19 protein-coding genes and 2 pseudogenes are annotated in these 23034 nt (G+C 42.9%); 1 reads left to right on the top strand and 20 read right to left on the bottom strand.

Annotated elements, in window-relative coordinates; genetic code table 11:
• Positions 1-13: 13 nt before the first annotated feature.
• The 8 genes from G519_RS0122790 to G519_RS44105 form a co-directional block, all read right to left on the bottom strand.
• Positions 14-2305 (bottom strand): glycoside hydrolase family 3 C-terminal domain-containing protein, encoded by a 2292-nt coding sequence (locus tag G519_RS0122790; protein ID WP_029196670.1) that lies wholly within the window; start codon positions 2303-2305, stop codon positions 14-16.
• A 24-nt stretch (positions 2306-2329) separates the two neighbouring features.
• Positions 2330-3220: a carbohydrate ABC transporter permease gene (locus G519_RS0122785; RefSeq protein WP_029196669.1), complete on the bottom strand. Its 891-nt coding sequence runs from the start codon at positions 3218-3220 to the stop codon at positions 2330-2332.
• Between the two features lie 11 nt (positions 3221-3231).
• Complete coding sequence (locus tag G519_RS0122780) at positions 3232-4164, bottom strand: ABC transporter permease (protein WP_029196668.1); 933 nt, start codon at positions 4162-4164, stop codon at positions 3232-3234.
• Between the two features lie 172 nt (positions 4165-4336).
• Positions 4337-6625, bottom strand: coding sequence for a glycoside hydrolase family 2 protein (locus G519_RS0122775; RefSeq protein ID WP_029196667.1), 2289 nt, complete (start codon positions 6623-6625; stop codon positions 4337-4339).
• Between the two features lie 105 nt (positions 6626-6730).
• Positions 6731-8236, bottom strand: coding sequence for an ABC transporter substrate-binding protein (locus tag G519_RS0122770; RefSeq protein WP_029196666.1), 1506 nt, complete (start codon positions 8234-8236; stop codon positions 6731-6733).
• A 142-nt stretch (positions 8237-8378) separates the two neighbouring features.
• A complete protein-coding gene (locus tag G519_RS0122765; protein WP_029196665.1) occupies positions 8379-9986 on the bottom strand; it encodes a response regulator in 1608 nt (535 codons plus the stop codon).
• A gap of 17 nt (positions 9987-10003) precedes the next feature.
• Entirely contained in the window at positions 10004-11743 is a 1740-nt protein-coding gene (locus G519_RS0122760; protein WP_029196664.1) for a sensor histidine kinase, read from the bottom strand.
• A gap of 553 nt (positions 11744-12296) precedes the next feature.
• The gene (locus G519_RS44105; protein ID WP_051253601.1) at positions 12297-13589 is read right to left on the bottom strand and encodes a beta-propeller fold lactonase family protein; all 1293 of its coding nucleotides are present in this window, start codon (positions 13587-13589) and stop codon (positions 12297-12299) included.
• Between the two features lie 977 nt (positions 13590-14566).
• On the opposite strand from G519_RS44105, the gene G519_RS0122750 reads away from it, so the two are divergent.
• Positions 14567-15700 (top strand): amidase domain-containing protein, encoded by a 1134-nt coding sequence (locus G519_RS0122750; protein ID WP_029196663.1) that lies wholly within the window; start codon positions 14567-14569, stop codon positions 15698-15700.
• 66 nt (positions 15701-15766) lie between these two features.
• Here the strand turns inward: G519_RS0122750 and G519_RS0122745 are convergent, their stop codons facing one another.
• From G519_RS0122745 to G519_RS0122705, 12 genes and pseudogenes are all read right to left on the bottom strand, one after another.
• Positions 15767-16750, bottom strand: coding sequence for an S-layer homology domain-containing protein (locus G519_RS0122745; protein ID WP_029196662.1), 984 nt, complete (start codon positions 16748-16750; stop codon positions 15767-15769).
• 33 nt (positions 16751-16783) lie between these two features.
• Positions 16784-17380: a winged helix-turn-helix domain-containing protein gene (locus G519_RS44100; RefSeq protein ID WP_154669603.1), complete on the bottom strand. Its 597-nt coding sequence runs from the start codon at positions 17378-17380 to the stop codon at positions 16784-16786.
• A 266-nt stretch (positions 17381-17646) separates the two neighbouring features.
• A complete protein-coding gene (locus G519_RS52295; protein ID WP_244280182.1) occupies positions 17647-17961 on the bottom strand; it encodes a site-specific integrase in 315 nt (104 codons plus the stop codon).
• Positions 17962-18133: 172 nt separating this feature from the next.
• A complete protein-coding gene (locus G519_RS52290) occupies positions 18134-18355 on the bottom strand; it encodes a hypothetical protein (RefSeq protein ID WP_244280181.1) in 222 nt (73 codons plus the stop codon).
• Positions 18352-18636: pseudogene (locus tag G519_RS49170) on the bottom strand (Tn3 family transposase); the annotation flags it as partial. The pseudogene G519_RS49170 and the gene G519_RS52290, both read right to left, overlap by 4 nt.
• A gap of 129 nt (positions 18637-18765) precedes the next feature.
• Positions 18766-18927 (bottom strand): annotated as a pseudogene (locus G519_RS50405) (Tn3 family transposase); the annotation flags it as partial.
• 101 nt (positions 18928-19028) lie between these two features.
• The gene (locus G519_RS0122730) at positions 19029-19745 is read right to left on the bottom strand and encodes a hypothetical protein (RefSeq protein WP_029196661.1); all 717 of its coding nucleotides are present in this window, start codon (positions 19743-19745) and stop codon (positions 19029-19031) included.
• Between the two features lie 18 nt (positions 19746-19763).
• Positions 19764-20348 carry an SH3 domain-containing protein gene (locus tag G519_RS0122725; protein ID WP_029196660.1) on the bottom strand — a complete coding sequence of 195 codons (585 nt, stop codon included), beginning with the start codon at positions 20346-20348 and terminating at the stop codon, positions 19764-19766.
• Positions 20349-20569: 221 nt separating this feature from the next.
• Positions 20570-20749, bottom strand: a complete 180-nt coding sequence (locus tag G519_RS0122720; RefSeq protein ID WP_029196659.1) for a hypothetical protein — start codon at positions 20747-20749, stop codon at positions 20570-20572.
• Between the two features lie 426 nt (positions 20750-21175).
• Entirely contained in the window at positions 21176-22063 is an 888-nt protein-coding gene (locus G519_RS0122715; protein WP_029196658.1) for a sigma-70 RNA polymerase sigma factor region 4 domain-containing protein, read from the bottom strand.
• Between the two features lie 9 nt (positions 22064-22072).
• A complete protein-coding gene (locus G519_RS0122710) occupies positions 22073-22609 on the bottom strand; it encodes a hypothetical protein (RefSeq protein ID WP_154669602.1) in 537 nt (178 codons plus the stop codon).
• Positions 22610-22817: 208 nt separating this feature from the next.
• Positions 22818-23021, bottom strand: coding sequence for an ATP-binding protein (locus tag G519_RS0122705; protein ID WP_409371982.1), 204 nt, complete (start codon positions 23019-23021; stop codon positions 22818-22820).
• Between the last annotated feature and the right edge of the window lie 13 nt (positions 23022-23034).

Raw genomic sequence — 23034 nt, 5'->3', positions numbered from 1 at the left:
TGTCTACAACCTACTATTTCACCACATTTGGTATGAAGTTTGCCTGATTCAGCCGCTCGAGCAATGAATCAAGAGACTCATCTGTAAGTCCGCCTCCGCTAAATGAAGCTAAGCCGCGCAGTGGCAGATACTTCAGGAACGCAGCCATCAGTTCTGACATCTCTTCCCCTTCGTGGTTAGAAGAGCCGAACGGCGAATGCTTCAGCAAATCCCCTACGATTGAAGCGGCTTGCGGATCCTCCATCAGATCGCCAACTGTTGAATTTCGGGTATACGTCTTCGCTATCGTTATCGTCGAGTTCACTCGCATGGTCCTCTTAAGTACGATATCCGCTGAAGATTTTCCGACCAGAATCTCGAACTCGCCTGTCTCAACATGCCAGTCGTTAAGTTCCATGTTAAAGTAAGCGAAGGAACGCTTGTCGAGAGTGAAGGTGACGGTTTTCTCTTCTCCAGGCTTAAGCGCTACTTTAACGAATCCTTTCAGTTCCTTCTCCGGGCGGGACACACTGCTATGCACATCCCGCACATAAAGCTGCACGGTCTCTTTACCAACTCGGCTGCCGGTATTTTTAATATTGACCGAGACGTTGACTGAATCGGTGTCGTCCATCTCATCTTTGTCCAGCACCAGTCCGCTGTATTCAAAAGTTGTATAGCTAAGCCCGTGACCAAATGGGAACAGTGGCCGAAGCTTCTTCTTGTCATAATAGCGGTAACCTACGTAGATCCCTTCCTTATATTCCACAAGGTCTCCATCACCCGGGAAATTCAAATAAGACGAATTGTCGCTCAACTGAACAGGGAACGTCTCGGCCAGCTTACCGCAAGGATTGGCATCGCCGAAAAGCAGATCGGCAATCGCTCCGCCCAGCGCTTGGCCGCCTAAGTAAGCCTCGAGCACAGCCTTTACGCCGCCGATCCAAGGCATTTCCACCGGAGCTCCATTGCTTAGCACGAGCACGGTCCGTTTCTGCACTGCCGTCACCGCTTCGATCAGCTGCGATTGATTGAGCGGGAGGTTCAAATGCTCGCGATCAAATCCTTCCGATTCATATCGGTCAGGCAAACCGACGAAGAGAATAACGACCGATGCATCTTCTGCAAGCTTGATCGCTTCCTTCAAAAGCTGTGGATTCGTTTGGTCTCCGTTCAACTCATAGCCCTGGGCATACGCAATCTCCGCGCCGCTTCCCGCCGATTTGGCAAGCTCCTCGCTGATATCCTCGAGCTTGGTTGGCTTAATATGCGAGCTGCCTCCGCCTTGATATCTCGGCTGCTTGGCGAGTTGCCCGATGACAGCGATTTTGCCGGACTTCGGCAATGGCAAGATGCCATCCTCGTTTTTCAGCAGCACCATGCTTTCACGCGCAACTGCCCGTGCTAGAATATGATGCGCCTCCGGATCATAGGAAGCATCCGGCTTCTTGCTGTCGACTGCCATGAAGACAATGTTCAATATTCGCTCAACAGCCGAGTCGAGCTTTTTCTCTGACAACCTGCCGCTTTTCACCGATTCGACGATTTTACGGTCACCGGCGCCGTTACTTGTCGGCATTTCCAGCTCAAGACCTGCAGCCAAACCGTCTGCACGCTCGTTCACTGCGCCCCAGTCGGAAACAACAAACCCCTCATGTCCCCAATCGTCTTTCAAAATGTCCGTAAGCAGACGCTCATTTTCCGCACAGTACTCGCCGTTCAGTTGGTTATAGGCGCACATGACCGTCCACGGCTGACCTTTCTTAACTGCTCCCTCAAAGCTGGCCAAATAAATCTCCCTCAGCGTACGCTCATCCACAACCGCATTAGTCGTCATCCGACGGTGTTCCTGATTATTTACCGCAAAATGCTTTAGCGACGTGCCCACGCCCTGGCTCTGTACCCCTTGAATATGAGCAGCAGCCATCTCAGAAGACAAATACGGATCCTCCGAGAAATATTCGAAATTTCGCCCGCATAGCGGCGATCTCTTGATATTTGCGCCGGGGCCAAGCAAAATGGCGACGTCTTCAGTCTGACACTCTTCCCCTAGCGCCACACCGACCTTGCCGATCAGCTCACGATCCCACGAAGAAGCAAGCCCCGCTGCAGATGGGAAGCACGTAGCAGGAACGCTATCGAACAGTCCCAAATTATCTGCCGACGCGCGCTGCTTACGAAGTCCATGAGGCCCATCCGTCATCATGACGGACGGAATGCCGAGCCGCTCTATCCCTTTCGTATGCCAAAAGTCAAGTCCCGAGCAGAGAGAAGCTTTCTCTTCCAAAGTCATTTGTGAAATCAATTCTTGAATATTTTTTTTCATGGTTACCCTCCTAATGTAATGAAATCAACCTTTAACAGCACCAATGGTCATGCCTTTGACGAAGTATTTCTGGAAGAACGGATATGCGATCAGAACCGGGATCACCGCAATCACCGCAATCGCCATGCGGAATGTTTCGCTCGGCAGCTGCGCAATGCTCTCCCCAGCTTGCGAGCCGATCTCGCTGTTACTAGCCAAGAACTGAATGTCGCTCATAATCCGGTTGAGTACGTTCTGTAGACTGAACAATTTGGGGTTGGTTACATAAATTAATCCGTTATTCCAGTCGTTCCAGTAAGCCAATCCTTGAAACAAGCCGACGGTGGCCAGAATCGGCAGCGAGAGTGGCAGTACAATTTTGTAATACATTTTAAATTCGCTTGCACCGTCTATGCTGGCCGATTCCAATACCGGAACCGGAATTGTCGTCATAAAGAACGTTCGCATGAGAAGCACGTTAAAGCCATTCATTAAAAGTCCCGGAACAATCAACGCCCACAGCGTATTCTTGATATGGAATAGTTGTGTATAAATCAAGTACGTTGGAACAAGGCCGCCATTGAACAACAAAGTGAAAAACAGCAGAAAGGCGAAGAACGTTCCGCCCGGCAAATCTCGACGCGATAAAGGATAAGCGAGCAACGATGTGATTAATAGACTTACCGTTGTCCCTATTATGGTTATGAGAATTGTAATCCCGTAAGCGTTAAAAACGAGCGACGATTGCTGCCACAAATATTCGTATGCGTTTAAACTGAATTGTTTTGGAAAAAAAGAATACCCATTCTGCAGGATTGTCTTTTCATCCGTTACAGACGACATTGTCAAAAGCACAAACGGAAGCAGGCAACTGAGTGAAAACAAGATCATCACAAGATGTGCGGCCCACTGCCAAACACGATTTTCATTATTCATGTATATCCCCCTTAGAACAGCGCGTTTTCTTTATTGACTTTTCGAACAACATAGTTGGAGACGATAACGAGCACGAATCCGACTATCGATTGATAGAAGCCAGCAGCTGATGACATGCCGATGTCACCAAGCTGCAATAGACCGCGGAACACGTACGTATCGATGACGTTCGTAGTACTGAAGAGTGCTCCTGCATTCATCGGGACTTGATAAAACAGGCCGAAGTCTGAGTAGAAAATGCGCCCGATCGCTAGGAGCGTCAGCATGATGATGACGGGAGTGATCAGCGGTATCGTAATCGTACGGATTTGCTGCCACTTGGATGCCCCGTCCAGCTTCGCCGCTTCGTAATATTCTGGATCAATGCCGATGATTGCAGCCAGGTAAATGATACATCCGTACCCTGCGCCCTTCCAGGTATGGACCAAGGTCAGAATGACCGGCCAGTATTTCGGCTCGTTGTACCAAGAAATCGGCTCGATGCCTAGCGCCGTTAGGACCGTCTTATTCATGAATCCGCTCTCGATGCTCAGCATCGAAAATACGAGATAACTGACCAATACCATCGAAATCAGAAATGGCAGAATAATAATGCTTTGATACAGACGGGACGCAAACTTGCTCTTGATTTCGTTAAGCAGAATGGCGAAGCCCACCGCAACGACGAGGCCGATCACAATGAAAGCTGCGTTATAAAGAATCGTATTGCGGGTAATGACATAAGCGTCAGATGTTTGGAACAGAAACTTGAAATTTTGAAAACCTACCCAATCGGACCCCCATATTCCTTTAGCGAAATTGATGTCCTTGAAAGCAATCGTGAGACCGAACATTGGTAAATAATTATTGATGATCAAGTATGCAATGCCCGGAAGCATCATTAGATAGAGTGGACTGTATTTCCATATTCTCTTCCTGGCATTGCTTTGTGTACGTTTTGTCATTCCGTAAGTTCCCCTTTCCATATATCTTGCTCTACACTCATAATAATGAAATCCTGTTCGTCCCACTACTGTTTCTACGACTTCTGGTTTGCACTTTCACGACTATCCTTACAACCATTTTTGACGAAAAACAGCCCTGGTCACGGGCATATTGACCAGGGCACGTAAATCTTTATTTTTGGATGGCATTAAGTTCCTTATTTATAACAGGGATTAATTCCGGCGGGATATTGTAGAACGTCAATTGGGCCATTTTCTCAATTGATATGACGTCCTTCGTCACCTCAAAGAAAGGATTATTCGTCACATGTTCGAAATATTTGAGAAATACCGCTTTAGCCTCTTCATTGCTATAGAGGTCTTCAATCGTGTCAAAGGTAGAAAAGTACCCATCTCTCAATTCGATAGTTTCAGCATTGGACAGATCAAATTTTTCGAACCAGTTAACGACATTTTTTTCCTTTTCCGGTTTAACGTGGATATAATTTCGATCTATTTCCGCTGCATGATGAAGCACAATTTCATCCGTATGGATGACGCCAAATTCATCCGCAGCTTCGACTTTTACATAATTCTCCCCAGCGATCAATGGAACATCCTTTATGATTTTCATCGGTGAGTCGCTCTTAATTTCGGTAAGAAGGGTATGATTTAAATAAACTTTAACATCTTGCACATTAGACAGGATCGCAATATCATTAAGCTCTTGGTGTCTATTCGTAAATCGTCGGCCGGCTAAATGAACGAAAGGAACCTTAGACCAGTTAGCTTTATAAAGATAAAAGGCGTCCTTTTTGATTTTCCGGTCAATGGTAACAAGTCCCTTCAAGTTCTTCCCGGTTTCGCCGCCTTCATTTCTATTGGCGCTGCCGAAATCAAACATGTTCCATACATATCCGCCCAACACAAACGTTCGCTTATCGAAGGTTTCCAGAGCATTTTGATGGAATAACAGCTGGTATTCCTCCGTATAATCCTGGACTTGAGGCGTGTAAGAATGGTACTTAGGATTCGTATCCACCCCGTATTCGGATACGATTATAGGAATTTTAGGTTGAGCTCGATGAAACTCATCAAGGCGATCTTGCAAATCTTTGATTTCACCATAATACCAGCCATAGTATAAATTGTATCCAATCAGATCAGTAAAGCTATTTATAATACTGTTATTTTCAACGCCGTTAATATTGGCTTGAACAGTTAAGCGATTAGGGTCTAAATGTTTAGCTAGAACCTCCAGTTTTCTGATAGTCTTATAGGTTTGCTCCGTCTCTACGGCAATTGTAATCTCATTTTGAATACCCCAACAATAGATAGAACAATGATTATAGGCCTGCTTAATAAGCTTCTCCAGCTGTTCTTCCGCATTATGATTTTCCGGGTCCTTGGTGGAAGGAATGCTGATAAATGGAATTTCGGCCCATACCAGCAGTCCGTAACGGTCGCATAAGCTGTAAAAATAGTCATCATGCTGGTAATGGGCAAGACGAAGGCTGTTCGCTCCGATCTCCCGGATCAAGGCCATATCTTCATCCATATGCGTTTTCGTAATGGCATTGCCTACACCGGCGAAGTCCTGATGACGGCATACGCCGTTTATCTTGACTGGCTTGCCATTCAAGAGCAGACCTTGTTCCGTAGTCGCTTCAACCGTTCTAAAACCTATTGCTATAATCCGCGAATCGCAGACTTGTCCCTCGGAGAGGACGGATACCTCTACCGTGTATAAATAGGGTTGATCTACGCCGTCCCATAGAATCGGATTTGCGACTTCGCTTTTTATACTGAATTTCGCTTCATTTCCAAGAGCAAGTTCTGAGCTTGCCTCCAAAACCGTTTTTCCTGCTTCATCCCTAACCTGTATCTGAAGTGACCCCTCTTTCAAAACGGAGGATTCATTCACGATTTGACCATGAACGTCCAATTCAAACGTTTCTGGGGAGATTTTCCGCTGTGTCAGATAGACACCATCCCGTCCGTTATCCATAAGGTCAAAATGGACCTCGTCCATGACAAGTAGACTCATTTCTCTGTACAAGCCGCCATAGAAGGTGAAGTCCGCCATTAGAGGGAACACCGTACTGTCATAGCCGTTATCAACCATAATGGTGATAAGATTTTCCCCCTCCTTCAAGTAGGGGGTTAAAGGGACCCTAAACATGGCATATCCGCACCGGCTTTCCCCGGCCATGTTGCCATTGACATAAACATGACCCATATTCCCGGCGGCGCCGATTTCAAGGTAGATGCGTTTGGTCAAATCCTCGTGGGAAATGTCCAAAATCCGCTGATACCAGCATTGCCCCCGAAAGTACTTTTCGCTACCACCTTGACCGTCTGTATCGTTCCAAGAATGAGGCAGTGTGACAGACTGACCATCTTGTATGGACTCGAATACGTAGGTGGGATTATTAGTTTTCGTGAAGATCCAGTGATCGTTTAATGGCATGATTTGTACCATAATAATTTCCCCTTTCAGTGGTTATTTCTGATGATCGTATTTCTGTCAAAAAATTCCCCGACCAACAAGGATGTTGACCGGGGCAAATGAATAAGTGCGAAATGATTACTTACTTTTTTTCGCCCACTCGTCGAGCTGCTTTTGCTTCTCTGCGATAATTTTGTCAATTCCGGCGGATTTCAGCTTGGAGATAAACTCTGGCAAGATTTTCTCCGGATCGACACCCCCCGTCTCTAGCGGAAGCTTGTACTGCGTAACCACGTTGGTTACCGCAGCATATTCAGCCTTGACCGGATTTGCGTCGAACGTAAAGCCCAACGCCTTCGACTTTAATGCCGATTTGTTGAATTGATCCATCTTCTCCCAAATTTTTGGATCGTCACCCTTAAATACATAGGACAGGAATTGATTACCGAACATATATCCCATATTCAGGCTGTAGCCCGAGGTTTTGGCGTCAGCGCCTTGAGGGTAGTCGATGACATTGTCCGATTTGACATAGTGTTTCCCTTCCACACCCCAATCGAACAGGTTGACGATATCTTTGTCCGAATACATCAGATTAAGGAAATCCATGGCTTTTTCCGGTGTCTTGGAGTTAATTGGTATCCCCCACATGACACCAGTGACGTTCGTTGTTGTAGAAACAGGCTGAAGCAAGCTTGCTGTGACAACCGGCACACCGCTGCTCTTCGTTTCCTGCTGCTCAAACCCTGGCTTCATATTGGAGAAATAGGCGAATCCGCGGTTAGACTTAATCAAATCAAACTGAGAAGTTTTGTTCGTTGCGGCGTCTTTCAGAATCAAGCCAGATGTGTACCAGTTCCTCATCTTCTTGACAAACTGAGCATATTCCTCCGTTTCATACAAATTGACTACTTTGAGGTTATTATCAAAATTCGGAAGAACGCCGAGAGAATCACCGAGCATATCGAACGTCCGATACGAATCGAGCATCGTTCTGCCGATATTGCCTGGAATCAGCGGCGTCACATTTGGCTCTTTCTCCTTGATCGTTTTCAATGTGGCCTCCACATCGTCTAGCGTACGAATTTTACTGACATCGATTTGATACTTGTCGACCAAATCCTTCCGCATTGTCAGACCATTATACGCGGCAAAGTCGCGGACAGTTGGAATTGCGTAGATTGATCCAGAAATCTTGGCTGCATTCAAGTAGGCCGGATCCATCGCTTTTGCTATTCCTTGGCCATGCTGTTCGAGCAGTTTGCTAAGGGCAACAATTTGACCTTTGGAAACATAACTGCTGTAATTGTTGCCTCCAACAAACATTAAATCCAGCTTTTCGCTGCTGCTCAACATCAGGTTAATTTGCTGATCCCAGTTCCCAAAGCTGATCGGCGTCAACTTCACAGTTGCATTGATTTTTTTCTGTGTGATTTGATTAATGGAATCCTGCACCAAGGACAAATCCTTAGGCACTGCACCGAAAATCGGAAAAGCAACAGTCAGTTCCGTCGGTTTTTCCTCCGGCTTTGCCGTTTTATCCCCGGCTACTGGTGCCGTATCTCCACTATTGTTGCCGCATGCGGATAGAAAAAGCATAGACCCTATAATGAGTGCGCTTGCGGACATGAATCTCTTCTTCATAGTACTCCCCCATTTACTAGTTGGCATTTGCCTACTGAAACCGTTTGCGATACTCGGGATCTTCAGCAAGCATATCTCTATTTTACTTTTGCTGCAGATTCGGCTCTACTCCGCTCACGACTTTTCGCTGTGCATTTGCCGACTACCTTTCACTTTGAAGTGATTGGTGCAGTTGGCGGTATTCAATCGGATTCAGGTCGTTATGCTTCTTGAACATCCGGGAGAAATGGGAGAAATTCGCATACCCGATATGCGATGCCACGGCGCTGATCGGCATATCGGTTTTCGCAAGCAGTTTCTGGGCAATCTTGAGCCGTTCGTGAAACAGATAATCCGATACGGCCATGCCCGTTTCCTTTTTAAAGATCCGGGTCAAATAGTCCGGATTCAAAAACACGTGATTCGCAATCTCTTCCCTCGACAAGTCTTCTGCAATATGCTGCTTAATGTAGCTAATAACTCTTTGGACAACACTGAAAGATTGTTCAACTGTGTTCACATACGCCATCGCTTTGCTTACAACGTGGTTCATCCATGCGATCAGATCGGTTACCGAGCGGGTCGCGTTTGCGGAAAACTCCAGCGAGATAGTATTGCTAAACAATTGGTGAGCTTGAATACCTTTCATCTGGAGCATATAATACATCGCTTGCTGAAAATCCTGGTAAAACTGGCGGAGCAGGTTGGCATCCAAGCCATTCTGCCCCAACAACAGATCCAAAAAAGAAGTTGCTTCTTCCAATACTTTAGCGAACTCCCCCTCCTTCAGCATAATAGACCACGTGCTCATGTCGGGGAGTTGTCTACTAACAGGTTGTAATTGATCCCCGGAAAGCAGGAAAATCTTATTGTTATAGGCCACGTTGTTTTTCTCATTTTCACCAAGTCGTTTTACCATCTCAAACATTTCGTGACCGTGTACTTTTTCACCAATATAACAGGAAATATCGCAGTAAAAATACTTCCTGCAGGCGTCAATGTAACGTTCGCAAGATTGCTTCAACAACAGCTCGATGTCGGAATAACTTTCGGCAGATAAGATAGCTAGCAATCTTCCGCTGTTTAACGTTATAATTTGTCCGTTTTTTTTGTTCTCCAGAATGATTTCCTCAGCCGTATTTGTTAGTGCATATTCCAATATCTTCTCTTCGCGCATCGTCACATGCTTGTGCCATCTCTGCATACTAATTAGCACCGGGGCAAATGTCATTTTCTCGGCATAAGGAATGTTGCGATCCGCCGCGGCTCGACTTACTGACTCCGCTCTGGGCGGTATCGTCTGGTTGATGATATCCAGCCAGAACCGCTCAATCAGCATTGGTTGATGTTGGAACCAGAATTGGCCATATTGGCTGAATTCAACTAATTCCGAATCTTTATTGATTTTCTCGACCGCTTTGAGGATCGTTTTTTCCAACTCATCGAAAGGAATCGGCTTGAGAATGTAGTCGAGACTCCCTAACTGGAGAGCTTGTTGGGCATATTTGAAATCAGCATGGCAGGTCAAGAAAATCATCGCGGTGCTCGGATATCGTTCCATAACCCATTCCGCCAGTTCCAGTCCCGATACTTGCGGCATCTCGATATCGCAGAGCATAATATCGATTCGCTCATTTTCGAACAGCTCTTTCGCTTGTTTTACGGTAAAAGCCGAGAATACTGCGGTTATACCAAGCTTCTGCCACTCGACTCCCGACCGGACTCCTTCAACAGCATGAATTTCATCGTCTACAATCAATAATTGAAGCATACTAGGGAACCCCTTTCCTATCTTTCCGATTGATATGGAAGCTTGATTTCTATAACAGCGCCGCTAGGGAAACCATTGTAACAGGATATGGCCGCATGCTCTCCATATAACAGTTGCAATCGCTTACGAACGTTCCAAATACCAATATGTTCGCCTTGTTCGTCGACCACTCGGTTTCCAGAACGAATCTCGGCTAATACATCTTCCAAAAATCCTTTGCCAGTATCGCGAATGATGATTTCGATATAGGGCTCCAGTCCGGTTTCCAACAAATCGATGGCAACGGAAATATGCACGGGTTTGTCCAGCGTGACACTGTGCTTGATGGAATTTTCCAAAAAGGTTTGAATCACCAAGGGGGGGATCGGAATATTTACCAGGAAATCGGGCGAATCGATCGTACAAGTTAAGCTGTTTGGAAACCGGAGCTCCTGAATCCGGATATAGTTTCGGACATGTTGCAATTCTTCCCGCAACGTAACAAACGTCAAATTACTTCGAAACATGAATCTGAAATACTGGACAAGACATAATGTCATTTCCTGAATTAATTCGTAGTTTTTCACTTGAGCCAGATTAAACAGGATGTTCAAAGAATTCATGAAAAAATGCGGGTTAATCTGCAGCTGCAAGTGCTGAAGCTCCACTTTGTGCTTACTAAGCTGTTCTTCGTACACATTGATTTTCAACTCTTCGATTTGCGACATCATGCGGTTAAAGGTTTGGTTGACCAATAGAAATTCATCAGAAGCCGGATAAGACTCGATTCGAACGTTCACGTTTCCATCATTGATCCTTCTCATAACTGCAATCATCCGTTTAAGCGGAACGAGCAGAATGTGGCGGAGAAAAAAAAGACTTATCGGTATAAGCACAATGGAGGCAAGTGAAATCAACTCTATGATGCGCGTCAAACTAGGCAAATTTTGTAAAATTTGTTTATCCGGAATAACCGCTACCAGGTTAAAGTCGCCTTTTTGCGAGGGCTCCCCGACAATTAGCAAGTTATTCTTGCTTCCCGATATATAAAACTGCTGAAAGCTTTTCGAGAAATCAATGTTTTCATCAGCCAATGGATTGGTGCTGACCATCAACTCCCCTTGATTTGTTACAAAAAGAGCGCTCCCTTCGCTGCCCAAATTAATTAGATTCAACGGCATGAGCAGTGTCTTAGCGTTGACCCATGCTCCAATATACAGATCATCCGATTGAATGACGCGCAACATGTAATAGTCTTGTCCGATTTTCTGAACAAACCAGCCGCTACCGCGGATCTCAGCGAGATTAGGACGTTCGCTCAGCAAACGATGTAAATATTGCTCGACATGGTCCCTCTCTTGAAATGTAACTGATGCTTTGAAAACGTCCAACAAATCCTGCCTTGACTGTGAATACACAAAAAAAGCATCGACCGATTTATAAAGAATAATATTGTTAGTTAGTTTATCCGAAACGCTATGTTTGGCCAGCTGATATTCGTCCTCCGAATTAGGAGTATTCATTGAACGGATATCATTATCCGAAGTTACTAAGCTGATCAAATTTCGATCCGCATCTTGCAGTTGGGTATCAATTTGCCCCTCATACAAAGAGATTAAATTTTTGATGGACAACGCCACCTGATTGTGTACGACATGAATGCTGTAGAAATTATTATAGATCAGTAGCGTGATGAGAGGAACTGTCACAAAGAGCAGCCCGGCTACTAGCTTGAACCGAATGGAATTCCATGCTATATGCGGAAGCCGCAGTCCCATCTAATGTCTCTCCCTTCTGGAAATCTAAAAGGACCGCCGAGAATACTCTCAGCAGTCCGTCTTTATTCATTAGTACGCCAATGTAAATCATATAGGATTCCAACCATCTTAGCTACCGTTTTGACGACATTTCACTATGCATATAACGACTTTAGCCGTCTTTCGCTTCTATGATTAACACCACATATCATAGTAAACTGCCCTTTCACTAAAAAAAACCACAGCCAGTAATTGAGGAAACCAAAAATATGATGCACAGTTTTTCGAGTTTTACTTCAAAACATTATTTGTTACTTAAAAACTTAATTGTCTACTTCAAAACTTATTTGTCACCCAATAGAAAGTGTTGGGTGACAAATAAGTTTTGAAGTGCAAGAAGCCAGCAAACTCAAGGGTTTGCTGGCTTTTCTTATAAAAGTGATTTACAAATAAAATTTTGAAGTGGTTTTTCTAGCTAAAAATGCAGATTTACATATAAGTTTTGAAGTACTTTTTACATAAATGCATCTATAGGTCTCTATCAACAAGCGTTTCCGCTTGAAAGATGCTCAAATCAAAATAGCAAGATTGGAGTAATCTTCACAGATCTCGGTGCACTCCCTCCAGGTAGGACAGCTATCACCGTCTGACTTGCTGCGTCAATCACTGAAACGACGTTGCTGGCTTGAATTGCCACATAAACGCGTCTATTGTCTGGGGTCACGTCAACGGAAACCGGCTGGCCGCCGGTCAGAATCTCCGTCATAACTTCATTCGTTCTTAAGTTGATCACAGTTACGGTGTGATTCAAATTGCTGGCTACATAGGCTCTCGACCCATCCGGGCTAATCGCGATTTCAAAGGGAACAGCACCAGGTGCCAATGGAATGGTTGTGATCTCCGTATTGGTCCCTGTATCAATCACCGAAACGTTGTCGGAGTTTTGATTAGTTAAGTAGGAACGGCTGCCATCTGGTGTGATGGCGATGCCACTGGGACCATTGCCTGCGAGCAAAGGGATGGTTGCAATAATAACGTTGGTCTGCCTGCTGATAACAGATACCGTGTTATTCCCATTATCTGTAACGTAAGCCCGTGTACCGTCAGGTGTAATTGCAATCCCCAAAGGTCGGCTGCCTGCAGGAAACGGAATTGTGGCAATGAGTGTGTTTGTAACTGTATCGATGACCGAAACGGCATCCGTGAAGTGGGTTACATAGGCACGAAAGCTGTCGGGCGTGATGGCAATTGAGGTGGGTAGACTCCCCGCCGGCAGGGAAATGGTATCAATTATTGTATTTGACCCCGTATCAATAACTGAAACGGAATCAGTTCCAAAATTCGCGACATAAGCGCGGGTACCGTCAGGAGTTATGGCAATGCCGAGTGGACTGCTGCCTGCGGGCAAGGGGATGGTGGCGTTGATGGTATTAGCTTCCATATTGATGACGGTAATGGTGTCATCACCATTATTGGCATTGTAGGCAAATAATAAGTCCGGAATCAGGGCTCCTTCACCTTCCAGAATGCGATCCTGAACAGTTTGACCGTCGCTGTCCAGTTCAGTGACTGTAACGGAGACATTGCTGCCTCCAAGTCCGCTTGAAATCATGCGAACGCCGAAAACATCTGGATTGGCGAATGCGGTATGCGTGAACACACTGTACGGCGAGCCGATTGGAGGCAAATAGAAGAACCTAAGATCATATAACGATCGGGAGCTAAATCCTTCCCCTGTTGAAGTAAGTGTGTAGACTTCGATAGCAGCGGACGCAGGGTCTCTTCCTCCGTTTGAAACCCGAATAACCAGTTGTTTTGTCCTCGAGACGGCCCTGTTATCAATTGGGCCAGTATCTAAAACAGCCATGAGGTATCCTCCTTTTAAATTCATATCATATTTCTATATATATGATCAAAGAAGTAGAATTGCGTGGGATACCTGTCCGAGCAGTAGTCTCATCAAAAAACTATTCAAGGAGAATTTGTACAACTGTCCCTGTTTCATTTAAGTGAAATAATTAAATAGAATGATAGAGAAAGTAGATCTAAGAATACAAGAAAATATAATAAGAGTTCACCCAATAGAGTGAAAGCCTACTTACTTCAAAACTTAATTTGTCACTTCAAGACTTTATTGTCTACTTCAAAACTTATTTGTCACCCAACAGTTGGAAATGTTGGGTGACAAATAAGTTTTGAAGTGCAAGAAGCCAGCAAACTCAAGGGTTTGCTGGCTTTTCTTTCAAAATCGATTTACAAATTAAGTTTTGAAGTAGTATATTCCGGTTTAACACCCGAATTACAAATAAGTTTTGAAGTACTTTTTACATGAGCTAAACGGATCTTCTAAGACTATGCTGCCAGAGGATCGCGGTTTATTCAACTATTGTTCTGAGTTAGTTCAATGTACTTCAAATCATGTACTATAGCGAGGAAGCAAATTACATTTATCAATAGAAAAAAGCATAATGGAAGAGTATAAACTAAGATACATTCAATATAAAATTTCTGATACATAGTGGAAAGGAATAGATTTTAAGATTCCTGCCAGGTTAACTAAATGAGGCTGCCCTGTTGAAAAAACAAAGAATCCAACCATTTGAATGCAAAAATCAGAAAAATCAAGAATATGTCTCTAAGATTCTAGCACTTTGTCCTCGGTTTGCCTGTAGTGAGTTGTTCTAAATTGCCTTACACTAAAGGAGAAATAAGGGTAAGGCAGCTCTTTAAGTTATTCATGTCAGATAGATCATACGGAGGTGGAATTCTCAAAAATTATTACGGTTTTTTTCATAAATAGCGTTTATTATTGTATAAAAAAATTATGAGGAGGATTTTCATTTTATGATAATGAAAAAAGTACTTTTAACTGCATTGATGTTGACCACTTTTACGTCAGCAACAGCTTTTGCTAATTCTGCTGGACCAAGCACTACGAAGGACGATGCTCTCCAAAATGCGATTAAAAATGATGTGGAGTCTTTCGTAAAAACTGCTTACGTCCCTTACTACACAATAAACTCTACTAAATTGACTGTTCGGAATTACACGCTTCAAAACAACGTGCTTACTGCGCAAGTTGATATATCTTTAACAAAGACGTTAAAGGCGAAGACAGTTGATGATGTACCTTATGTAAAGGGTTTGAAAAAGAAATTATCAGATCTGAAGATAGCAAAGGCCGCCAATGTTACTGACGCAGAACAAGTTGTAAACGACAAATCCAAAGAAATCGGCACGTATATTGGCGTTGCCCAAGAACAAAATGATTCCTTCAGGATTACTGCAAATGTTGTTAACGACAAACTTGATTTGAAAAATGCTAAGTTAGAATTTCTGGATTTCTTGGATTGGGTACCGGCAACAGCATTCATTCCGGCAACAGATGCTACAATTTCTAAACATGGCGAAGATGATTTAACTGATGCCATAACTGTAAACAAAAAAAATGTTATGAAAGCCAATACAAATTCGGCAGGAGTTATTACTCCTCAATCCATTATCATTCAATATGATCGACTTGCCGCAAGGGATTACGCAAACACATGGACTTCTGAAGTACCTAATGGCTTCAATGAATCAAAATGGAACCCAGGATATGCTCATCACACAGAGAGTGGTGGAGTTGACTGTGCAAACTACGTCTCACAAGCCATTTCTGCAGGCGGTATACCAGTAGATACCACTTGGAAACCGGAAGCGATCGCATGGGTCAATACCGGACAGTCGATTAGCAATGGTTTGAAACAATACATGGTCGATACAAAAGGCTACTTTTATCAAACTACGAAATCCGGAGTCTCTGCCGGCGGTTGGATTTTTGAGACAAACGGTTCGCACGTGATGTTTGTCGTAGCAAACGATGGTGTTACAATGCTGTTCAGTGCTCATACGAATGACAGATTAAAGGCTTCCTTTGCGAACTTCGGATCTACGTTTAATTACTATTACATTAGCGCCTCGTATGCAATCAACTAATCCTATTTGAAAACATACGAAAAACGGTTGAGGATTTCCGCTCAACCGTTTTTCGTATCGTAAGCGTTATTGTAGAGTGAATGTGCTCTGAATGTCCTTTATAGAATTGAACATGTTGTTGTACTCACTTTTGGCAGAAGGATTACTACTGTCTGTCTCAACATCCGAAGGGGTAGTTATAGTAAATACTTTGTCCCCGCGTTCAGCGAGTTTTATAGTATGGGTATTCTTCATAATATCATCCCCCTGAACATCCCAGTCAGCCTTGGACCATATCGATATCATGAAGAGCACTCCTCCCGAAGTTTTGTTTGCCTTGCTAATGAATACTACGTTGTCAATATGAGCATCAGCATTGTTTTGCTCCTTTATTTCGTATTTATCCTTCCAGTTGTCAGGAAGCTTCAAAGTAAAGTTATATTTCGTATTTTCATATATGCTTGAATCTTCAGCACCCTTATAGGTTTCAACGCCGGAAGGGCTAGTACTTAGTTGACTAAATTTCTGGTTAAACCTTTCGATAAACGTAATAGCTTCGGATCGGGTTACAAAATCATTTTTCTTGAATCCCGATACCGATTTGGAGCTCTTGCCTTCGGAAAGTCCAATATCGAGAATATACTGAATAGAGTCATCCGTATTATAATGTTTTCCGCTTGCTTCAGTTAGATACTCCGCGATATTACCTCGTGTCAGGTGGCTCTTGTCGGAAACGATAGATGTCAACCCTATCTTTGCAGCATAATCTTGATAAGAAGCATCCCATCCCGATGATTTCGAGTCATTTTTAAAATCAGAAGGTTGGAATGCTCGTATAAGCATTGCAAACCACTCGCTTTGACTGACTACTTGGTTGGGCTTAAACGTGCCATCTGGGTACCCATTTATGACATTATGGTTCATAGCCCATTGAATATTGGAGTATGCCCAATAATCACGTGATACATCTGAAAAAGAACTCTCATTTGCAAATGTAGCCACACCAGTTAAGCTGACGAAGCAGCATACAGCGCAGATACCAATAGACAATGTTTGTTTGAAATTCTTCAATTATAATCACTCCTATTTTGATTTATGTTCAGGCTAGCTCCGTAAGTATAGAAATCCGCCCAGTCTCCGAGATGAGATAAGATCACAAGCAGGTCCTAGCTTTTTTTTTAGACGAGATACGACTTTTGGTATTCCATCGGGTTGAATAAACCCACCCCATAGATGTTCAGCAAGCATGTATTTGGTGATCAACCGCCCTTCGTGCTCTATAAAAAAAAGCAGCAGAGCAGCTTCCCTCTCAGTCAGGTCAAGTTTGGAGTCTTCATATTTGACCCAATATTGCCTTGGATGAAAATAAGTATTGGAGCCGATGTACAAAAGCTCAGGTGATTCCTCGGCTATCTTTATCTCCGGTTGCATGAAGAACGAAAAAATGTTTTCTGGTGAATGCGAAACGGCATTCAGAATTTGTAAAACAGGATTGATCGTGATGTTCTTCACACCTATTTCCAAATTGCGATTAATATCTTCTTGTGATAGGGGGTCCCGTACCATGAGGTACGTTGTTATTCCAGATTCAACCCCTATTTTAAGTCTTTTCCAATCTTCTGAATCTGGAGAATTTACCCCTAATATCATGTGAGTGTATTTGATCTCTTTATGAGTATCAAATTCATATGTTGAATACACATCGCACGGGATCTCGTTGAAAAGGTACAAAACACTCCTCCACCTTACAAAAAGATATGCAATACATCAGAATACAAACCCTTATCACAATTAGATGCCAATATACCTCCCGAACGAGATATTAATATACAAATATTCCCTCCTACATATATAGACACCCAATTTAGGGTAATAGTCAGTATATAACTAAAAATTTTTCAATCTCCAATTGCAATGGCCTAGCGGGGTAGTACCAGCGTAGCTGACACCACCCGCAAACGCATGGATTAAATTGGGAATTTATTAATGAGCTCGTTATATTCATTTTGCGCATCGGTAATCGCAAGCTTTGAATAAACTTCTAACGACTTTCTGCTTTCATGGCCGGAATACGGTTGAATCAGCGCATCATCGATGCCTTGCTTTTTTAGCCAGGTTAAAAGGAAGTGACGAAGTTTATGAGGAGACAGATTTTGAGATAACTGGGCCTCCTCTGAATATTTGGCCAAAATCTTGCGGATTCCCCTGTCTGTGTACTTTTTCTTCCATGAGGACTCAAACAAATAGGCCGCTTGCTTCTTTTTCATCGTATCTGCATGCATGGCCAGCAGCTCTTTGAAACTCTGAGGAAATGGAACAATGCGGTCTTTGCTACCCCTTTCCTTTGTTGATCCGGATCTGGCAGTAAATAAAATCGATGTCCGAAAGCTTGATGCTGATTAACTCACTGACCCTGACACCTGTATACATGAGGGTTTTCACGATCATCATGTCCTAAAAATTCTTAGCCTTCCAAACCACTTCATAGTATCTTTTTAATTCTTCCTCTGCGGGCACGTAAGGCAGCTTCTTTGATGAATTTGGAACCTCAAATTCAAGCCCGCTTCTTAAATGTTGAACCAAACTTTTTAAGTAAGCATAGTCCGGTCGTTCTGCGCGAAGATACTTCGCCAGTTCCCGGGCTTTCTTTTTTGCTGATACGCGTTTTTCAATCATGCTAGTTCACCTTCCAATGGAAGTCCTTCCTTCATGTCCAATCGGAATGTTCCATATGGATTAACGTGTGTATAGATCAAGGGTGTCACTGCACGTAAATCTTCCGGAGTCATTAGATCAAACCATTTCTTCTCCGATAAAACGTTCTGGAACATGATGGGATTAATTTAGACTAAGCAATTTTGCAGTAGATGAAGAGATAAAACGGACATCTCTTGATCTTCCATGCGATTTGTGGCAATTTCTCCACCCTTTCCATAGAAGATAAACCCGTTGGCCGAGATCTGTTTGAATCATCGATTAAGGGGTACCGCCAGCAAAACGCGGATTTACAACGCTAAGGAATTTTGACCATAAAATTAGCCGGGTTTCACCTTTAGCTTGGTGAAACCCGGCTTTATTTCTACTTTTTAGTTCAACGGCCGTAATGATTCTAAGGTGGTAACCCCTTTTGGATCAAAACGATACTCGCCTAGGAAATTAATATGCTCCCAACCCAGTGGGGACATATGCTTTAGCAAATCCTCTCGTAAAGTCCCTTTACTACGGAGTTGATCCGCAGCTTTATTTAATGATAACTAGGAAGGTAAAGAAAAAATAAAAGCCCGATTGATCCTTAACGAAGGAAAAACCGGGCTTTATATGTGAAAAATGTCTTAATGATGGATAAAGTTTAATTGCCCTTTTTAGTTGCCTCAGTTGTAACTGGTGCTGGAATTTCTTTTGGTGAGATTTTTGAAGTGTCAAAAACTGAGTCATTGTCACTCTCAATACTATATTCCTCTGTACTAACTAATTCCTCACTTCGATCAACTACTTGATAAGTTTCTTTCTTTTTTGGGAATGATGTCTTAGAATCTGTGTAGACTTTCACTACATTATTTTCATTTTTGTCCTTATTTACTTGCTTAAAAACAATTGCCTGTTCTTTAGTTTTTACACTTGCATCAAAAGTCCATGATTGTTGATCGAGCTCTTTTTTTATTTCATCCAACAAAGAGGCCTTTAATAATTCCTTATTTTCTTCAGCAATATCCTTTGGTAATGTCCAAGTATATGCTTCCTGTTTTCCATCAATCTCAGGGCCAACAACTGTTACCCTTTCCCCGGCCTTGTCCACAATGGTCTTCTTTATTAAAGAACCATCAGCCCCATATTCGATCGAAACTTCTCTCGATCCTTTAACATCTCTGTAATGATCCGTTTTACTAGATTTTGAAGTTGTTTTAATGTGTTCAACACCGCTTACCTTTAATGTATCAAGTGCTTTAGAAGCAATCTCATTAGCACTTGCTTCAACTTGTGTATTTCCACCAAAAAATCCGATATAAATTGCGCCTAATACGCAAACCGAAGCGATACTTGAAACAATTATATATTTTTTGTTCAATTTAGTGTCCTCCTTTTATTAATATGCATATGCATTCAAATGCCAACCATTCATGTGTACTGTGTTAACACCAGAACCTACCCAATTCATCATTACCCATGCATTAGGATTAGTATCTTCTGCATATATCTTATCTTGGGAAATTGAGTAGACATCAGATCCATTTGGGACTAGTGTCGAAGAAGGATAAACAAGGCTAGGGTTATAACCACCATAATCGCTTGGTGTTCCACCAGTTTTGCTTACTTTTGCAACATTGTTTACACTTATGTACTCAACACTACCTTCTTTTCTAGCTATCCAACCAGTCACAAGACTAGAATATGACCCTACACTTGAATCTGGATAATACATTTTTTCCATTCTAAATGAAACACCATTATAAGTAGTATCTACTTTACAACTACCATTGGAACTGTACTGGCAAGTCTCGACTACATCTGCCCCCTTATAAAGGGTTGCTATTTTGGTATAGACTGGACTTGGGCCAGTACGTACACTCAAACTATCTGCAGTTACGTCATAGACGTATAGTTTAGCAAAGGCACTTGAAACTGGTAGAGCAAGCAATAAAACAAATAAACAAATAAGAATCTTTTTCATACAAACCCTCCCAAAATTCACTAATTATCATTAGATATTTAATGTTATAGATGAGACTAGAAAATGAAAGTCTTATCTATATTTAATTCTCCAGTCACAGGTAGAGAATATGTGGCTGGTTACTCTGGTCTTAATGTATTTAATTACTCAACTTACCACAACCCATCCAAGTTTTACAGAACTTTTATCATGCCCCATCCAGGAATACCGGTTTGCTCGAGCTAGATGTTCGTCCGGAGCCGAAGTGCCAGCGCTGGGTGACCGGCTGCTTTACTGCGATGCCAACGGCACGCCGTGATGGTTTTTCTGTCTGGCCGCCGCAAGTGAGCCGATCCGCTGCAACCCATCCAGGAATGCCACATCGTTTCAGCGTTCTTCCAGAAACCACCTCCAGATTCCATGCGGTACCCCTATAAATGCATAGGCGACACCCACTTTCTTGAAATATTTTCCGTTCAATGGATTAGACACCTTCTAACTAAGAAAAGTTTCATAATATGTATAAATTAGTTATATATACCAATAAAATGGTAATAATCACGATCTCTAAGGGCAGAACATGGAAAAATTCGACATAAATTTCATGCATGTATTTACTATTTCTGATTGTTACAATATTTGTTCCTAGTTGATTTCTGAGTTCCGAGAATATTTTTGGAAATTGAACTTAACTGATATGAGATCCACTATTGCTGAAAATTAGCGGGTTCTATATACTCATTTTGAAAGATAAATTCCGATACTTACTGTTATAGGAACTTTACTTTGGAGGGGATAACATGAAGCGAAATTGGGAACTGGACGAATTAATCGAACATTTTACGATCCTACCTTTCGGAGGCAGGCGAGGCTACACGTTGTCGTATGGCCGCTATGAAAAGGGCAGGTTCTTGTCCTGTACGCCCTAATTGTTCGTATTGGAACTTTCGGATTTTACGATTATAACTAAGATAAGAGATCGTGCGTTCCTCATCGTTATAACCGTAAACAAAACCGAACTCATTAATCTCCATATTCCAGATAATTACCGGTAAGCCACGGACTATAGTATCCTGTATCGTGGATAGCATATCTATTTGGTGTTCCGGCGAAATGGATGCCCGGCCAGGTCTACCGAAACAAGTCCCGCTTAAACCTAATCTTTCTAATGTACGATATGTCGAATAACTCCAATCAAACGTCGAAATACCACGCCAGTTGCAGCCATTTGTAACATTTAAACGAAAGGCATCACCAGAAATACCCATCAGGTTGGTAAGCGTCCAGTCAGGCTCACCTGCCATCCGAAGTACCTCGCCGATTAGTATAGATATCAGAGCATAAGGCCGGCTATAACAAGGAGGCTGCAATTGGTGGGTAGAAGGTAACCCAAGGCGTCTTCGTTCCCGAATATGTTGATCGACTTCACAGCGGAACCGCTCATCATTGGCTTTTGCTCGAGAACGGGAGAGAATGTTGTAGACATTGCTCTTATTCATTTCGTAACGAAATGCTAATTCTTCCGGTGTCGCATCCTCTAAAGCAAACGAAGTCAACAACGAGCGAGCTTGCTTGGAAAGAGAATAAAGCGAGTTCCGTAATAATTCTTGTTCGTTTTCTTGAATAAGCATGTGGTGCAAGGGGTCGGATTCCGCGTTTGTTTTTCTAGAGGTGTTCACATCTGTCTCTGAGAAGAGTTCATCAGGTAACATCATAGGAAATGACACAATCACCATGTATCCCCCTTAACTGATAAATTCTGTTGGTATCTTAATTACACCAACCTTAAATAATGATTCTTCTACAGATAAGCCTTGGATTGCCCCCTTATTCACAATAAACCTAAGATCATCCTCACTCATTAAAGGATTTTCCTTTTTAATTTTCGCAAGTTTGGGCAGGGCATTCGTACTTTCCGTTCTCTTTCTTGTGCTGGTTTGCTTTTGCTTCAATATAAGATCCGCTAATTGTTGATACATGGAGCTAACATCCCCCATTCCACTACTAGCGTCAAACACTGTCCTGGAAAGTAACTCGGCCTTCTCAATGTCAACCATCTTACTTGCAAATTGTATGAGATTAGCCAAGATTTCATCCCTTTTCTTAGATTGAATGACCCGTTCATGCTCTTCAGCCAATTCACCATGTACATAAACTCTATGAGTCACTTCTTTTAAATACTCGTTAAATTCCGTCCAATCGGGCTTTACATCTTCATACTCAACTAACGCTGCCGTATCCCCTCTTCTTATTCTTTCGAACAAGGGTTGTACCAGTCTCAAACTACTGTCTGCAACTGCATGAATTAATCCAGGGGTAATGACTTCTGATCCCCCCTGTATAATAGCTTGGCATGTGTTTTGTCAAGTGAAATTCCCTGGTTTTATCAACAGCTTTTCCCTGGTATAATCATCGGTTTTTCCCTGGTTTTATCATCAGGAATTCCCTGGTTTTATCATGAAATTCCCTGTGGAATTTCCAGTTAATCGGTCACTTTTGACGCATTAATGCGTGCTTAAGGCGGTAACTTTCTCCTTCAAAAACAATGAGCTGTCCGTGATGAGCAAGACGGTCAATCATCGCCGCAGCCATCTGGTCGTCGGTGAAGATGCCTCCCCACTTGGAGAATTCGAGATTGGTCGTAATGATGAGGCTTCGTCGTTCGTAACTTGCAGCAATCACTTGAAAGAGCAGTTGGGCTTCTTCT

The organism is Paenibacillus alginolyticus DSM 5050 = NBRC 15375 (assembly GCF_000422905.1).
Classification (GTDB): Bacteria; Bacillota; Bacilli; order Paenibacillales; family NBRC-103111; genus Paenibacillus_E; species Paenibacillus_E alginolyticus.
The sequence above is the reverse complement of the archived record's forward strand: the minus strand, read 5'-3'. Positions and strand labels throughout refer to the sequence as shown.

Bases quoted from the DNA above. Each gene is read 5' to 3' on its own strand.
- G519_RS0122770 (WP_029196666.1), bottom strand. From the start codon at position 8,236: ATGAAGAAGAGATTCATGTCCGCAAGCGCACTCATTATAGGGTCTATG.
- G519_RS44105 (WP_051253601.1), bottom strand. From the start codon at position 13,589: ATGGCTGTTTTAGATACTGGCCCAATTGATAACAGGGCCGTCTCGAGG.
- G519_RS0122780 (WP_029196668.1), bottom strand. From the start codon at position 4,164: ATGACAAAACGTACACAAAGCAATGCCAGGAAGAGAATATGGAAATAC.
- G519_RS52290 (WP_244280181.1), bottom strand. From the start codon at position 18,355: ATGATTGAAAAACGCGTATCAGCAAAAAAGAAAGCCCGGGAACTGGCG.
- G519_RS0122765 (WP_029196665.1), bottom strand. From the start codon at position 9,986: ATGCTTCAATTATTGATTGTAGACGATGAAATTCATGCTGTTGAAGGA.
- G519_RS52295 (WP_244280182.1), bottom strand. From the start codon at position 17,961: ATGCATGCAGATACGATGAAAAAGAAGCAAGCGGCCTATTTGTTTGAG.
- G519_RS0122790 (WP_029196670.1), bottom strand. From the start codon at position 2,305: ATGAAAAAAAATATTCAAGAATTGATTTCACAAATGACTTTGGAAGAG.
- G519_RS0122760 (WP_029196664.1), bottom strand. From the start codon at position 11,743: ATGGGACTGCGGCTTCCGCATATAGCATGGAATTCCATTCGGTTCAAG.
- G519_RS0122720 (WP_029196659.1), bottom strand. From the start codon at position 20,749: ATGGAATCTGGAGGTGGTTTCTGGAAGAACGCTGAAACGATGTGGCAT.
- G519_RS0122750 (WP_029196663.1), top strand. From the start codon at position 14,567: ATGATAATGAAAAAAGTACTTTTAACTGCATTGATGTTGACCACTTTT.
- G519_RS0122785 (WP_029196669.1), bottom strand. From the start codon at position 3,220: ATGAATAATGAAAATCGTGTTTGGCAGTGGGCCGCACATCTTGTGATG.
- G519_RS0122725 (WP_029196660.1), bottom strand. From the start codon at position 20,348: ATGAAAAAGATTCTTATTTGTTTATTTGTTTTATTGCTTGCTCTACCA.
- G519_RS0122775 (WP_029196667.1), bottom strand. From the start codon at position 6,625: ATGGTACAAATCATGCCATTAAACGATCACTGGATCTTCACGAAAACT.
- G519_RS0122715 (WP_029196658.1), bottom strand. From the start codon at position 22,063: ATGGTGATTGTGTCATTTCCTATGATGTTACCTGATGAACTCTTCTCA.